This window comes from Pseudogulbenkiania ferrooxidans 2002, assembly GCF_000174355.1.
Lineage (GTDB): Bacteria > Pseudomonadota > Gammaproteobacteria > Burkholderiales > Chromobacteriaceae > Pseudogulbenkiania > Pseudogulbenkiania ferrooxidans.
This window is the reverse complement of sequence record NZ_ACIS01000004.1, coordinates 12,432-26,356: the sequence shown is the minus strand read 5'-3', so window position 1 is coordinate 26,356 and position 13,925 is coordinate 12,432. Positions and strand designations below refer to the sequence as shown.

The 13,925-nt window shown below is 65.6% G+C and carries 14 protein-coding genes; 1 reads left to right on the top strand and 13 read right to left on the bottom strand.

Features of this window, described 5'->3' with window-relative positions:
- Positions 1-3 precede the first annotated feature (3 nt).
- Positions 4-549, bottom strand: coding sequence for a flavodoxin family protein (locus FURADRAFT_RS07470; protein ID WP_008953524.1), 546 nt, complete (start codon positions 547-549; stop codon positions 4-6).
- Between the two features lie 136 nt (positions 550-685).
- On the opposite strand from FURADRAFT_RS07470, the gene FURADRAFT_RS07465 reads away from it, so the two are divergent.
- Entirely contained in the window at positions 686-1,639 is a 954-nt protein-coding gene (locus FURADRAFT_RS07465; RefSeq protein ID WP_008953523.1) for a LysR family transcriptional regulator, read from the top strand.
- A gap of 103 nt (positions 1,640-1,742) precedes the next feature.
- Here the strand turns inward: FURADRAFT_RS07465 and FURADRAFT_RS07460 are convergent, their stop codons facing one another.
- The 12 genes from FURADRAFT_RS07460 to FURADRAFT_RS07405 form a co-directional block, all read right to left on the bottom strand.
- Positions 1,743-2,741, bottom strand: coding sequence for a transketolase family protein (locus FURADRAFT_RS07460; protein WP_008953522.1), 999 nt, complete (start codon positions 2,739-2,741; stop codon positions 1,743-1,745).
- Positions 2,742-3,596, bottom strand: a complete 855-nt coding sequence (locus FURADRAFT_RS07455; protein ID WP_008953521.1) for a transketolase — start codon at positions 3,594-3,596, stop codon at positions 2,742-2,744. It abuts the gene before it with no gap.
- Between the two features lie 54 nt (positions 3,597-3,650).
- Positions 3,651-4,979 (bottom strand): MFS transporter, encoded by a 1,329-nt coding sequence (locus tag FURADRAFT_RS07450; protein ID WP_008953520.1) that lies wholly within the window; start codon positions 4,977-4,979, stop codon positions 3,651-3,653.
- Between the two features lie 80 nt (positions 4,980-5,059).
- Positions 5,060-5,812: an SDR family NAD(P)-dependent oxidoreductase gene (locus FURADRAFT_RS07445; protein ID WP_236261558.1), complete on the bottom strand. Its 753-nt coding sequence runs from the start codon at positions 5,810-5,812 to the stop codon at positions 5,060-5,062.
- Between the two features lie 186 nt (positions 5,813-5,998).
- Positions 5,999-6,889: a LysR substrate-binding domain-containing protein gene (locus tag FURADRAFT_RS07440; protein WP_008953518.1), complete on the bottom strand. Its 891-nt coding sequence runs from the start codon at positions 6,887-6,889 to the stop codon at positions 5,999-6,001.
- A gap of 122 nt (positions 6,890-7,011) precedes the next feature.
- Positions 7,012-7,161, bottom strand: a complete 150-nt coding sequence (locus FURADRAFT_RS07435; RefSeq protein ID WP_236261557.1) for a hypothetical protein — start codon at positions 7,159-7,161, stop codon at positions 7,012-7,014.
- A gap of 134 nt (positions 7,162-7,295) precedes the next feature.
- Entirely contained in the window at positions 7,296-8,036 is a 741-nt protein-coding gene (locus FURADRAFT_RS07430) for a 4'-phosphopantetheinyl transferase family protein (RefSeq protein WP_008953516.1), read from the bottom strand.
- Between the two features lie 76 nt (positions 8,037-8,112).
- Positions 8,113-9,354 carry an NAD(P)-binding domain-containing protein gene (locus tag FURADRAFT_RS07425; RefSeq protein WP_008953515.1) on the bottom strand — a complete coding sequence of 414 codons (1,242 nt, stop codon included), beginning with the start codon at positions 9,352-9,354 and terminating at the stop codon, positions 8,113-8,115.
- Between the two features lie 53 nt (positions 9,355-9,407).
- Positions 9,408-9,617: a YgaP family membrane protein gene (locus FURADRAFT_RS07420; protein WP_008953514.1), complete on the bottom strand. Its 210-nt coding sequence runs from the start codon at positions 9,615-9,617 to the stop codon at positions 9,408-9,410.
- 68 nt (positions 9,618-9,685) lie between these two features.
- Positions 9,686-11,110 (bottom strand): efflux transporter outer membrane subunit, encoded by a 1,425-nt coding sequence (locus FURADRAFT_RS07415; protein WP_008953513.1) that lies wholly within the window; start codon positions 11,108-11,110, stop codon positions 9,686-9,688.
- Between the two features lie 31 nt (positions 11,111-11,141).
- On the bottom strand, positions 11,142-12,740 hold the full coding sequence (locus tag FURADRAFT_RS07410) for an MDR family MFS transporter (RefSeq protein ID WP_236261556.1): 1,599 nt from the start codon (positions 12,738-12,740) through the stop codon (positions 11,142-11,144).
- A gap of 8 nt (positions 12,741-12,748) precedes the next feature.
- A complete protein-coding gene (locus FURADRAFT_RS07405) occupies positions 12,749-13,882 on the bottom strand; it encodes an HlyD family secretion protein (RefSeq protein WP_008953511.1) in 1,134 nt (377 codons plus the stop codon).
- Positions 13,883-13,925: the final 43 nt, after the last annotated feature.

The window sequence follows — 13,925 nt, the reverse complement described above, 5'->3', positions numbered from 1 at the left end:
TCCTTATTTGAATTGGCGCGTGATCTCGGCGACACGCTGGCCGAGGTAGGCGGCGGTCTGCAGGTCGCTAGGGGTTGGCGACAGTTCGGGCGACACATCGTCGGACTGCGCCATTGCGCCCAGCCAGCCGCCGATGCGATTGCGTTCATCCGGCGTGCGGCCGGGGAACAGGTCGAGCCCGACCCAGATCATGCCGTGCTGGGCCGCGAACAACGCCATGGTGATCAAGCTGTTGAGCTTGTCGCCGTGCAGGGCGCCGGAGTTGGTGAAGCCGGCCGCGATCTTGTTGCGCCAGGTCTGCGGCACCCACGCCGGGCCCGTGGAATCCTCCATGACTTGCTTGAGGCGGGCGCTGACCGTGCTGTTATAGGTGGGCGAACCGAAGATGATGGCGTCGCTGGCGGCCAGCGTTTCCCACTGGATCGGGCCGTCGGCCACGGCGATCAGTTGCGCTTCGGCTCCGGGCACCTGGCCTACGCCTTCGGCCACGGCCTGGGCTTGTTTGGCGGTATGGCCATGGACACTGTCGTAAACGATCGAAATCAGCATTGCGTTCTCCTTGTCGGATCGGGTGATGGATGTCGCCGATTATGGACAAGTCGATTCACGAACAGAACTCATGGCATGGTTGATGATTCAATAACTTCAAGTTGATAATGAAGCATTCAACACCGGTTGAGGCACCATGGATTCATCGCAGCGCGTGCGCGCCATCCTTTCCTTTGTACAGGCCGCCCAGAGCGGCAGTTTTGCCGCCGCGGCACGTAGCCTGGGCATTTCCTCGGCGGCGGTGAGCAAGAATGTGGCCAGCCTGGAACAGGGACTCGGCGTGCGCCTGATGAATCGCACCACCCGCTCGCTCAAGCTCACGGCCGAGGGCCTCGCCTTCCTGGAACAGGCGCGCATCGCGCTGGATGCGCTGGATGCCGCGGTGGATACCGTGGCCGCGCAGCGCGTGGTGCCGGCCGGGCGCGTGCGCATTTCGACCAGCGCCGCCTTCGGGCGCGACCAGGTGATGCCCGCCCTGCCCGGCTTGCTGGAGCGCCATCCCGCGTTGAGCGTCGAGGTGGACTTCGACGACCGCCGGGTCGACCTGGTGCAGGAGGGCTACGACCTGGCGGTCCGGGGCGGTCAGCTCGTCGACTCCGCCCTGGTGTCGCGCCTGATTTGCCGCCTGAACATGGTACTGATCGCGTCTCCCGCCTACCTGGCCCGGTACGGGGTTCCCCGCACGCCGCAGGACCTGCCGCAACATCGCCTGATCGCCCGGCGCTTTCTTGGCGGACGGCTCTCGCCGTGGTGCTTCCGGCTGGCGGACGGCAGCCTGGACGAACGGGAGCCTGCCCCCGCCGTCATCACCGTATCGGCACCCGAGGCCCTGGCGCAGGCGGCGCTGGCCGGCCTCGGCATCGCTCAGGTGGGCATCCATCACGCCTGGCCTCATCTGCGCGCCGGCTCGCTCAAGGTGGTCTTGGCCGACTGCCACCACCCCGGCACCTACGAGATGGCGCTGCAATACCCGCACCGCGCCTTGCTTGCGCCACGGGTGCGCGCCACCGTCGACTACCTGCTCGAGGCATTTGCCCGTGACGAAGCCCTGCATGTGCCGTTGACGGCCTTGCGCGCATTCACCGCCTGATTGGATGCCGACATTTCCTGGCGATCACGGGCATGACGCCAAGCAACGACAAAGGCTCCCAACGAGCCGGGAGCCTTTTCGATCAGAGATCGCTAAACAGGGTCTATAGCCAACTCTTGATCCGGGTCACCATGGCCTCGACCGAGATGCCGTACCGGTCATGCAGGGTCGGCAAGGCGCCGGCGTCCAGGAAGGCATCCGGCAGTGCAATCTGTCGGAACGCGGCCGGTCGCACGCCAGAGCACAGCAGCAGACGCGCCACCGCTTCGCCCAGCCCGCCGATCTCGGAATGGTTTTCTGCCACCACCACGAGACGGCCCGGTTTCGCCACTTCGTGCAAGATGGTTTCCGCATCGAGCGGCTTGATGGTCGGGCTGTGCAGCACCGCGGCGTCGATAGCGTGCTTGCGCAATTCTTCCGCGGTTTCGAGCGCGCGCATGGTCATGAAGCCGGATGAGAGGATCAGCACGTCGCGGCCGTCGCGCAGCATCTTGGCCTTGCCCAGCTCGAACCGGTAGTCGTACTCGTCCAGCACCAGCGGCACATTGCCGCGCAGCAGGCGCATGTACACCGGCCCGTTGTGCGCCGCGATGGCCGGCACGGCCTGCTCGACATCGAGCGCATCGCAGGGGTCGACGATGGTGAGGCCGGGGACGCCGCGCATCATGGCCAGGTCGTCGGTAGCCTGGTGGCTGGGACCGTAGCCGGTGGTCAGGCCAGGCAGCGCGCAGCAGAGTTTGACGTTGAGGTTTTCCTCGGCGATGACCTGATGGATGAAGTCGTAGGCGCGCCGGGTGCCGAATACCGCGTAGGTGGTGATAAACGGCAACAAGCCTTCTTTGGCCATGCCACCAGCGGCGGCCATCAGGAGTTGTTCGGCCATGCCCATCTGGAAGAAGCGCTGCGGGTAGGCCTTGGCGAACAAGTGCAAATCCGTGTACTTGGCCAGGTCGGCCGTCATGCCGACGATGTCGGGGCGAGAGGCGGCCAGCTCGACCAGGGCGTTTCCGAATGGTGCGCTTTTGACACGCTGGCCCTCGGCGGCAATGGAAGCAATCATCGCCGAGGTGGTCAGACGCGGTTTCTTTTCGGCGGTGTTCATTTATACGGCCTCCTGTTGCTGGGATTGGTCGAGAATCGCAATGGCCTGCTGCCATTCGGCGGCCTCCACCCGGATGAAGTGGTTCTTGTCGCGCTGTTCCAGGAACGGAATGCCTTTGCCCATGAGGGTATCGAACAGGATGACGCGCGGCTGGGCCGTTTGCAGGTTGCGGGCGGTATCGAAGGCCTCGATCACGGCGGGCAGATCGTTGCCGTCGATGCGCTGCACGTGCCAGCCGAAGGCGGCCCATTTGTCTGCCAAGGGCTCGAAGCCCAGCACCTTGCTGGAGGGGCCGTCGGCCTGCTGGTTGTTGATGTCGACCAGGCAGATCAGATTCGACAGGCCGTGATGGGCCGCGGACATCGCCGCCTCCCAGGTCGAGCCTTCGTCCAGCTCGCCGTCGGACATCGAGTTGTAGACGAAGGCCGGGTTGTTCTTGAACCGCAGCCCCAGTGCCATCCCCACTCCGATGGGCAAACCTTGCCCCAGCGAGCCGCCGGATATTTCCATGCCGGGGGTGTAGGTGGCCATGCCGGACATGGGCAGGCGGCTATCGTCGCTGCCGTAGGTTTCCAGCTCGGATTCGGGGATGATGCCGGCTTCGATCAAGGCTGCGTAAAGGGCAATGGCGTAGTGGCCATGCGAAAGCAGGAAGCGGTCCCGGCCTTCCCATTCCGGCTCTTCCGGCCGGTAATTCATGGCGTGGCCGTAGGCGACGGCGAGCACGTCGGCCCAGCCAAGGGCCTGGCCCACGTAGCCCTGGCCTTGCACTTCCCCCATCTGCAGGGCGTAACGGCGAATTCGATAGGCGCGATCAGCCAGAGTCGGCGTCGGCTTATGCGACGGACTGTCCATGTTGGTCTCCAGTGATTGAGGAGGCGGGCGAATGCCCGCCTTGGGTTCGAGTGATTAGCGGTTGACGGTCTTGGCAGGGACGCGGAACACCAAGGTCACACCGAAGAAGACGACCAGCGAGATAAACACCAGGCCCGCGGTGGAATGACCGGTCAGATCATTGAGCCAGCCGACGATGGCCGGCGAAAAGAAGCCCGCCAGGTTGGCGATGCAGTTGATGGCGGCAATGCCGGCGGCAGCGGATACGCCCCCCAGCATGGCGCTCGGCAAGGCCCAGAACATCGAGGAGGCGGACAGGATCCCCGCGGCGGCCACGCTCAGGCAGGCAATCGAGGCGCTGACGGAAGACAGTTGGGGCAGCAGCAAGAACGCCGCGGCGGACAAGATCATGGGAACCGCCAGATGCAGGCGACGCTCGCGGCGACGATCCGCGCTCATGCCGATCAGCGGCAACGCGATGATGGTGCAGATGTACGGCAGCGCGGTGAGCACGCCGACCCAGAACGGGTCTTGCACGCCGGCTTTCTTGACGATGGTGGGCAGCCAGAAGGTGAGCCCGTACTGGCCGAGCACGACGCAGAAGTAGATGGCCGCCATCAGCCACAAGCGGCGGTCTTGCACAAAGGCGGCAATCGACAGGTGCTCGACCTTGTGCGCGCCCTCGCTGGCGACATTGTGCTTGAGCAGCGCCTTTTCCTGGTCGTTGAGCCACTTGGCCTCATCGATACCGTTTTCCAGATAGAACAGGATCGCCACGCCGAGCACCAGGGACGGCAGTGCCTCCAGCATGAACAGCCATTTCCAGCCGGCCAAATCATGATAGCCCTGGAAGGCTTGCATGATATAGCCGGATAAGGGGCCACCGACGATCCCCGCCAGCGGAATGGCCATGAAGAACATCGACAAGGCCTTGGCGCGGCGTACCGACGGAAACCAGTAGGTCAGGTAGAGGATGACCCCTGGCGCAAAACCCGCCTCGGCCATGCCGAGCAGGAAGCGCATGACGTAAAACGAGGTCGGGGTTTTGACAAACACGAAGCTTGCCGAGATCAACGCCCAGGTGAGCATGATGCGGGCGAGCCATTTGCGCGCCCCCACTCGATGCAAAATGATGTTGCTGGGCACCTCGAACAAGAAATAGCCCAGGAAGAAGATGCCGGCGCCTAGGCCATAAATGGTCTCGCTGAACTTCAGATCGTTGAGCATCTGCAGCTTGGCGAAGCCGACGTTGACACGATCGAGATAGGCGCCCAGGTAACACAACATCAGGAACGGGATCAGCCGCCACTGCACCTTGGCGTACAGCCTGGCCTCGGCATCCGCCGATTGATAAGGCATCGTGATGCCGCCGGCGCTGGGCGCGGCGATGCTTTTTGACTTCATGGTTTTCTCCTCCAGAGATGCTCCGGTTTCATTCCGGGCATAGCGGCCCGCCGTTCATAGCGACGGGCTCGTTATCGGTTTTAGTGGATCAACATGCCGCCATTGACGTCGAGTGTCACCCCGGTCAGATAGGAAGAGAGATCGCTGATCAGATACAGGCAGGCATTGGCCACATCCTCGGCGTTGCCCAATCGGTTGAGCGGGATGCCCTTGATGATCTCCGCGCGCATTTCCGGCGTGAGCTTGTCGCCGGTGATATCGGTCTGGATCAGCCCCGGAGTAATGGAGTTGACGCGTACATTGTCGCCTCCCAGTTCGCGTGCCATCGCGCGCGCCAGGCCCAGCACGCCGGCCTTGGCGGCGCTGTAGTGCGGGCCGCCGAAGATGCCGCCGCCACGCTGCGCGGACACCGACGACATGCAGACGATGCTGCCGCTGCTCTGCTTCTTCATGTGCGGGATCACGGCCTGCGACATGTAAAGGGAGCCGCGCAGATTCACATCGACCACGGCGTCGAAATTCTCCGCCGCGATGTCCATCACCCGCAGCGGCTGGGTAATGCCGGCATTATTGATCAAGCCATCCACCCGGCCATACTTCTGCAGCACGCCCTCCACGGCCACCAGGCAGTCTTCCTTGCGGGTGACGTTGCAGGCGAGGCCGAGGTGGCCTTCGCCCAGGTCACGCGCCGCCGCCACGGCATCCTCTTCGCGCAGATCCAGAATCACGACGCGCGCACCGTTGGCGGCTAGCACTCTGGCGGTCGCCTTGCCGATGCCACGCGGAGAAGCCGCGCCAGTTACGATCACTACCTTGTTTTCGAGCAACATCATTGTCTCCTGGTGACTTTGTTGTGGCTCAACTTTGCATCCGGCAACGAGGAGGATCAACGCAGTCCCGTTCAACTATTGCTGAGAAATTTTCAGGTGTGAAATCGGTTGTCGGATTTGCTCGCGACAGAAAACACGCCCCCGGCCAGGAAGCGTGTTATGGCAGAAAAGAGCGGAAAAGGCGAAAGCTCAGGTTTTTTTGGGGCCCAACTGCTTTTCAATCCACTCGATGAATCGGGCCACGCGGGGCAGATCGGCATTCTGCGGCGGACAAACCAGATGGTGCGCACCCACTTCGACGGCATAGAGTTCGTCAAACACGGGGACCAGGGTGCCGCGCTGCAGGTGCACCGAGGCCAGCAGCGTGCTCTCCAGCGCGATGCCGATACCCAGCGCGGCCGTCTCCAGCGACATGTAGGAGCGGTCGAATGAAAAGTCGAACGCGGTATGCGCCGCCGCTACGCCGTGGCGGCCGAACCATTGTTGCCACTTCACTAACGGTGTCTCGGAAAAAATCAGGCGCTGGCCGAGCAAGTCCTCCGGCGTCTTGATCGGGTATTTCGCGAGGTAATCCTTCGAGGCCAGCGGAGTGATGTATTCATTGCGCAGCGTCCTGACTTCGACGTCTTTCCAGTACCCATAGCCATAACGGATATCGACGTCGTAATAGCCGCCCGTGAACGAGACATCCTCGTACGAGCAGGCCAGGTTCAACTGGATGTCGCCGTTCATCTCCTGAAACGAAGTCAGGCGCGGCAGCAGCCACATCAGCCCGAAGCTGGGACTGGAATGCACCCGCAGAATGTCGACCTCACTCTGATTGGCCGCGCGTTCCGTGGCGCGGCTGAGGTCGGCCAGCGACCCCGTTACCTCGGAGAGATACTGTTCACCGATGGGGGTCAATACCAGGCCTCTTCCCATGCGGGTAAACAGGGGGCGACCAATCTTCGATTCGAGGTTGGCAATCTGATGGCTCACGGCGGATGCCGTCAGGCCCAGCTCTTCGGCCGCGCGATTGACGCTTTTTGTTCTTGCAACGCTCTCGAACGCAATAATGCTTTTCAGCGGTGGGATACGCATAGGGCTTAACGGAGGCCTGATTGAGGCAATTTTTCGGTCAATGGCTCACTTTAGCGAACAAACCAGCGACTGGGTATCGCCAGACGAAGCCCTCGCACCTTGGAACGACGCAACGGATGCCCTCAATAGCCACGATCCCGGATGAGACGATCGAGCGCATCCAGGGCGGCACGGGAACGCTTCGATCCGCGCTTGATTTCATAATTCATCAGCGCTTCCGCACGGGATACGTCGCCATGCACGGCGCGCAGCAGACGGGCGTAGGCATCCAAATGCGGCTCGTTGGCGCGCCCCGGTTGGTAGGCCGAACGCCGGTAGGACGTTTCCCCTTCCCGCAAGCGCTCGGAACGCTCCCGCGCCGGCGCATGTTTCGGCAACCGCAGCGGAGGTTTCCGCCTCGCGGCAGCTAGACCGCGATGACGGCCACCACGCGGCCGCTCTCTTCCACAAAGCGGCCTTCTAGAACGGGCAGGCAGTCGCGTGCCACGGGGTTGGCCGCTGGCTCGACGCGAAACGTCTGGCGACCGGGCTCGAGCGGGGCAAGTTCGACGTCGAGAAAACCCATCGGCCCGCCCAGCACCGGGTGCACGGCCTTGTAGTAGGCTTCCTTGGCCGAGAAGCGCAGCGTTGCTTCTGCCGCCGGCCGCCGGGCCGCCGCCAGCCAGCGGCGCTCGCGGGGTGTCAGACAGGCATGGCGCACCGCCTCGCAGCTGGCCTCATCGAGCAGCGGCTCCACGTCGATGCCCAGCCAGCGGTAGTCGCTCCGGTATGCCAACAGAGCCAGCGCGCCGTGCACGTCGTGGGTGATCGAGCCCAGCACGCCTGCCGGCCAGCAGGGCGCGCCGTCAGGCTGCCGGCCAACCGAGTGGTAGCGACCGGTGAGCGCATACAGCGCCGCTTCGGCGCACAGCCGCCCGGCCAGATGGGCCAGTTGGCGGGGGCGGATGGCCTGCGCGCAGGCGGGCACCACGCCGGCCAGCGCCAGCCCGTCCAGCAGCGTATCCAGCAGCCGCAGCGGCAGCTGACGCAACACGGTTCCCGGCCAGGCCGGCACGGCTACGGGCTGCGGCCCGGCGAACAACTGCCGCCCGATGCCCGGGCGCAGCCGCTCCAGGCGCAGGCTGACGGGGGTGTCGTCGATCAGCATCGCCCCGCCCCCTTCGGCTCAAGCTTGCCGCGCAGCCCGTCGGCCAGGCCGCAGGAGGCCCGACCGACGGCGAGACTCACGCGGAGCAGACCGGCTCGGTGCAGATGCTCTGGACGATGTGGGCAGCGTCCTCTGCCACGCCGGCCAGGAGGCCCGATTTCTGCTTGTGCAGCCACGGCAGCCCGACGAAGTACAGCCCCGGTTGCGCAGTCAGGCCGCGCTGCTGGATGGGGTAGCCGTCCTCGTCGAAGATCGGGAATTTCACCAGGCTGAAGTCGAAATCGTAGCCAATCGCCCAGATGATGGTGCGGATGCCGCTCACCGCGAGGTCGAGCTCGCGGAGCGCCTCCAGCGCATAGCCGTCCTGCCAGTGCGGCACGGTTTCCAGCGGCGCCTCGATGCCGGCCTGGGCGATGTAGGCGTCGATGCCCTGCAGCATGTCGGCCTCGAACTTGTCGGCCTTGGCCAGGTTGTCGTGCAGGTCGCCGGCCAGCAGCACCTTGCCGTCCTGCACATCCTGCAGACGCCCCAGCAGGCGGATGCCGTCGCGCGCGAACTGGTGCAGGTTGAGGCTGCCGCCGTCGGTCTTGCCGGCCATGTGCGGGTTGGCGGCGAACTTGGCCTTGGGGCTCGGCAACTGGTCGACGGTGCGGTCGGAAAAGCCCATCTGCGCCGCCCAGGCGAAGATGTCGCGGCCGCGATACGTGCGTGGAATGCGCCCCGCCCCGCTGGTGCACAGGTAGACCGGGCGGCCGCTCTGGTGCAGCTCCTGAGCGATCTGGCAGCCCGACTGCGAGCTGCCGACCACCAGGACGCCACCCTCGGGCAGCTGGGCCGGGTTGCGGTAGTCGCCCGAATACAGCTGGACGACGCCGGCCGGAACGTGTTCGGCCAACCTTGGGATGCGCGGCGTCTGGAACAGCCCGGTGGCCACCACCACGTGGCGGGCCCGGTAGGTGGCGTCCGCAGTGCGCACCCAGAAGCCGCCCTCCGGGCAGGCTTCGACCGCGCTCACCCGGGTGTTGAGCCGCAGCGGCAGGTCGAACTTCCCGGCGTAGCCGGCGAAGATGTCGACCACTTCATCGCGATGGAGAAAGCCGCCCGGCGCGTCGCCGCTGTACTCCGCTCCCGGCAGGCGGAACGCCCAGTTCGGGGTGACCAGTGTGAAGGAATCCCAGCGCCCGTCGCGCCAGGCCGCACCGGCCTGGTCGGATTGCTCGAGGATCAGGTGCTCGCGGCCCTGCTGCTTCAGGTAATAGCTGGTGGCAAGGCCGCCCTGCCCGCCGCCGATGATGATGGTGTCGATGGTTTGAATCATGGTGTGTTGCTCTATATGAGGGTAACGGGCCGCATCGGCCCGGTAGCCGACGGTTATTTCTTTGCGTCCAGTTTGCGGCCGACGAGGGCGCAAGCCGGGCAGAAGCCGATGAAGCCGAAGAACAGGAAGGCCGCGGCGCTGGCGATGATCAGCGTGCGCAGCCAGCCCACCAGCGGCAGAGACAGGGTCACGGCAATCACGACGATCCCGGCGAGGACGCGCAGCACCCGCTCCCAGAGCGGCAGATTTTTCTGATAGAACATGGTTTCACCCGTTAAAAAATGAACACAAGCAAGTAGTTTGGGTACGGATTCCTGTAGGGCGCCGCCGCTCAGCGCGTCGGCGCCGCCTCGTCTTTCCAGCCGCCGCCCAGCACGTACACCAGCTGGGTCGAGGCCAGCAGCCCCTTCAGCTGGTTGCGCCGGAACTTGAGCTCGGCCGTCGACAGGTCGCGCTCGGCCTGGGTCACTTCCAGGTAGTTGACCGCGCCCTTGTCGTAGCGCGCCTTGGCCAGCAGGGACACGCGCCGCGCCGATTCCAGCGCCGCGTCGAGCAGCCCGGCCTGGGTGCGGCACGATTCCACCTCGGTCAGCGCATCGTCGACTTCGCGCAGCGCGATCAACAGCTGCACCTTGTGGACGTTGAGCGCCTCCTGGTAGCGCGCGTCGGCGATTTTCTGGTTGGCGCGGATGCGGCCGCCGTCGAGAATCGGCAGCGAGATGGCCAGCGGCCCCAGGGTGAACTGGCGCGAATCGCTGTTGGTGAGGTTGCGCAGCTCCATCGAGGCGAAGCCGAAGTTGCCGGTGAGGCTGATCGACGGGTAGAACGCGGTGTCGGCGATTTCCTTCTGCGCCAGCAAGGCGCGGATGTTCTGCGCCGACTGCGCCAGGTCCGGGCGCTGGCGCAAGATGGACGCCGGCAGGCCGGGGCTGATCGCGGGCACATCCGGCAGACGGTACGCTGCATCGCGCGGCACGCTGAATTCCGCCACCGGCTTGACCGTCAGCGTGGCCAGCTCGTGCTCGGCCAGGCTCAGGCGCTTGCGGGCGTCCTCGATCTCGACATCGGCATTCTTGAGTTCGAGGCGCGCCCGCGCCAGGTCGAGCTCGCTGCTCAGCCCGGCATCGAAGCGTCCGGCCTGCACGCTTTCGGCTTCGGCGCGCTGCTGGCGGATGTCGGTCAACAGCGTCAGGTCGGATTCGGCCAGGCGGTACTGCCAATAGGTGGTCGCCACCTCCCAGCTCAGCGTCTGCTCGACCATGCGGGCGAAGGCCTGCTCCGCCTCCACCCCGGCCTTGGCCGCCGCCACGGCGTAGCCGACCCGGTTCCACACGTCGATCTGCCAGGCGGCATCGAAGCCGGCGGTGATCTTGTCGCCACTGATGGTCTGATGGCCCAGAATCTGGCCCAGCGCGGTATTGGTCGAGGTGCGCGAATTGCTGAAACCGACGCCGGCGTTCAGCTGCGGCAAGCGGTCGGCGTTGGCCAGCCGGGTCTGCGCCTCGGCGGCGATCTGGCGCAGGTGCGCCACCTGGGTATAGGGGTTGTCGCGCAGCGTGGTTTCCACCAGCTGGTTCAGCGTGGCGTCGTGGTACAGCCGCCACCACTGGCGCGGCAGGTCGTGCGCCGCGGGCGCGCCGGCGTGCTGGTAGCTCGCCGGCACCAGCTCGGTCGGCGCCGGCGGTTGCAGCGCCGGGGTGGCGCAGCCCGCCAGCAGCGAGGCCAGCACCGTGCAGATCATGGTTTTTTTCAACATGGTCTTTCTCTTGAATCGTTACGCCAGGCGGTCATTTGCCGCCGGCGACCACCCGGTCGGCCAGCCACATCACGGCAATCGAGGCCAACAGCACGCAGCCCAGAATGAAAAAGCTGTCGGTGTAGGCCAAAACGTAGGCTTCGCGGCGCACCAGGTGGTCGAGGGCGGCAAGCGCCTGCTGCTGGGCGGCCACCGGGTCGCCGCTGCCCGCCAGGAACTGGCTGCCGAGCTGCCCCAGCCGCTCCTGCACGGCGTCGGAAAACAGCGATACCGACTCGCCGATACGCGCCGAGTGGAAGTGCTCGCGCCAGGTGATGGTGGTGGCCAGCACCGCGGTACCGACCGCGCCGCCGAGAATCCGTGACATGTTGTACAGGCCGGACGCCGACGACAGGTTGGCCGCCTCGATACGGTGGATGGCAAAGTTCGACAAGGTCAGCACGATCAGCGGCTGGCCGAGCGCACGCAGCACCTGCGAGAACACCAGCTGGTCGTAGCCGGTGGTGGCGTCCATGGTGGCATTCATGAAGCAGGAACTGGCGAACAGCAGCAGCCCGAGCGAGCAGATGACGCGGTTGTCGAAGCGCTTCGCGAACGCCGCGGCCAGCGGCATCATCACGATCTGCGGCAACCCCATCCACATGATCACCTCGCCGATCTGCAGCGAGTTGTAACCGGCGATCTCGGACAGGAACAAGGGCAGCACGAAGGTCGAGCCGTACAGCCCCATGCCGGCCGCCGCGCCGACCAGCGACGACACGCCGAAGGTGCGGCGCGCGAACAGCGCGAGGTTAACGAAGGGCTTGCCGCGGCTCTGCAGGATGGCCACCCACGCCACGATGCCCAGCAGCGCCGCCAGCGCGCAGGCGCGGATCAGATCGGACGCGAACCAGTCCTTGCTGTTGCCTTCTTCGAGGAACACGATCAGCGACCCCAGCCCGACCGTCATCGCCGTGATCGCCAGCCAGTCGGCCTCGCGCAACAGCTTCAACTGCAGCGGCTCGCGCTTGAGGCCGTAGGCCAGCCCGGCCAGCATCAGCACGCCCGGCGCCCAGTTGATGAAGAAGATCGACGGCCAGCCGTAGAAGTTGGTCAGCACGCCGCCCAGCGTCGGGCCGAAGGCCGGCGCCATAGTGCTCGACAGCATCAGCCACGCCAGCCCGATGGTGCGCTTGGAGGGCGGCAGCCGGGTCAGGATCAGCGTCATCGCCGTCGGGATCAGCGCGCCGCCGGTGAAGCCCTGCAGCGCGCGGAACACGATCATCGACGGCAGGTTCCAGGCGTAGCCGCACAGCGTGGAAAACACCAGGAACAGCACGACATTGCCGAGCATGTAGGCGCGCGCGCCGAACACCCGCACGAAGAAAGCGGTGAGCGGAATCACCACCACTTCGGCCGCCAGGTAAGAGGTGGTCATCCACGACCCCTCCTCCACCGTGGCCGACAGCGCACCGCGAATCTCGCGCAGCGACGCGTTGGTGACCTGGATATCCAGAATCGCCATGAACACGCCGAGGATCGCGGCAAAAATGGCGATCCAGGTGCGCGCGTCGACCGCCGGTTCGGGCAACGGCAGCACGGCGGCGGGCGGCGGCATGGGGCGCGCGGCAACGGCGGTTTTTTCAGCCATGGCCGCCATCAGCGCACCGTGCCGGCTGGGGCACCCTGGCGCAGGTCGACTTCCACGAACGCCGACATGCCGGGCGCCAGACGCCCGCCCATCGCCTTGACGTCGTTGGGATCGAGCAGCACTTTCACCGGGATGCGCTGCACGATCTTGGTGAAGTTGCCGGTGGCATTATCCGGCGGCAGCAGCGCGAACTGCGCGCCCGACGCCGGCGCGAAACTGTCAACCTTGCCGCTGAACGTCCGCCCCGGGAAGGCGTCGATCCTCACCGTCGCCTGCTGCCCGGGGTACAGGTCGTGCAGCTGGGTTTCCTTGAAGTTGGCGTTCACCCAGACCCCGTCCTGGACGATCGCCAGCAACTGCTGGCCGGCCTGCACCCGCGTACCCACCTCCACGCTCTTCTTGCCGATGCGACCGTCGACCGGGGCGACGATGCGGGTGTACTTGAGCTGGAGTTCGGCGTCGCGCAGCTGGGCGGCGAGCACCTTTTTCTGCGCCAGGGCGGCGGCGCGGGCGGCTGCCACCGATCCGCTCTTGGCGCTGGCGGCCTTGGCCTGGAACTGCTGCGCCTGCGCCTCGGCTGCGGCGCTGTCGCGCGCGGCGATGGCGCCTTCCAGCTCGGACTTCGACACCGACTTGAGCTGCACGTCGTGCAGTGCGCTCACCCGCTTGGCTTCGGCGTCGTTGCGCTGGAACTGCGCCGCGGCGCGCGCCACCAGCGCCTGCGCGGCCTGCGCTTCGGCACGGGCCTGTTCCAGCTGTTCGGCGATCTGGCGCACCTGCTCGTCGGTCTGGGCGATCTGCGCCTTGATCTGGGCGATCTTCACCTCCTGGTCGGCCGCATCCAGTTCGAGCAAGGGATCGCCGGCGCGTACCAGCTGGTTGTCGCTCACCAGCACCTGGTGCACCACCCCAGCAATGCGCGGCGAGATGGTGCTGACGTGGCCGGCCAGGTAGGCGTTGTCGGTTTCTTCGAAGTAATGGCTGCGCCACCACATGCGGCCGGCCACCGCCGCCGTCGCCAGCAGGATCAGGGCCAGAATCAGGCGCCCCTTGCGAGCGCCGCGGCCGGAAGCCGCGGGGTGGGACGGGGCCTGTCCCGTCGGCAGGGGCGAGCCGGGAGAAAGCTCAGTTTTGTTGGTCATGCAACAACTCCGTAGGGTATCCGGTGTGCCGCCCACCAGAGCG

Coding starts and splice junctions, on each gene's coding strand:
- FURADRAFT_RS07420 (WP_008953514.1), bottom strand. CDS start 9,617: ATGTTCTATCAGAAAAATCTGCCGCTCTGGGAGCGGGTGCTGCGCGTC.
- FURADRAFT_RS07415 (WP_008953513.1), bottom strand. CDS start 11,110: ATGTTGAAAAAAACCATGATCTGCACGGTGCTGGCCTCGCTGCTGGCG.
- FURADRAFT_RS07470 (WP_008953524.1), bottom strand. CDS start 549: ATGCTGATTTCGATCGTTTACGACAGTGTCCATGGCCATACCGCCAAA.
- FURADRAFT_RS07450 (WP_008953520.1), bottom strand. CDS start 4,979: ATGAAGTCAAAAAGCATCGCCGCGCCCAGCGCCGGCGGCATCACGATG.
- FURADRAFT_RS07465 (WP_008953523.1), top strand. CDS start 686: ATGGATTCATCGCAGCGCGTGCGCGCCATCCTTTCCTTTGTACAGGCC.
- FURADRAFT_RS07405 (WP_008953511.1), bottom strand. CDS start 13,882: ATGACCAACAAAACTGAGCTTTCTCCCGGCTCGCCCCTGCCGACGGGA.
- FURADRAFT_RS07410 (WP_236261556.1), bottom strand. CDS start 12,740: ATGGCTGAAAAAACCGCCGTTGCCGCGCGCCCCATGCCGCCGCCCGCC.
- FURADRAFT_RS07455 (WP_008953521.1), bottom strand. CDS start 3,596: ATGGACAGTCCGTCGCATAAGCCGACGCCGACTCTGGCTGATCGCGCC.
- FURADRAFT_RS07445 (WP_236261558.1), bottom strand. CDS start 5,812: ATGATGTTGCTCGAAAACAAGGTAGTGATCGTAACTGGCGCGGCTTCT.
- FURADRAFT_RS07460 (WP_008953522.1), bottom strand. CDS start 2,741: ATGAACACCGCCGAAAAGAAACCGCGTCTGACCACCTCGGCGATGATT.
- FURADRAFT_RS07440 (WP_008953518.1), bottom strand. CDS start 6,889: ATGCGTATCCCACCGCTGAAAAGCATTATTGCGTTCGAGAGCGTTGCA.
- FURADRAFT_RS07430 (WP_008953516.1), bottom strand. CDS start 8,036: ATGCTGATCGACGACACCCCCGTCAGCCTGCGCCTGGAGCGGCTGCGC.
- FURADRAFT_RS07425 (WP_008953515.1), bottom strand. CDS start 9,354: ATGATTCAAACCATCGACACCATCATCATCGGCGGCGGGCAGGGCGGC.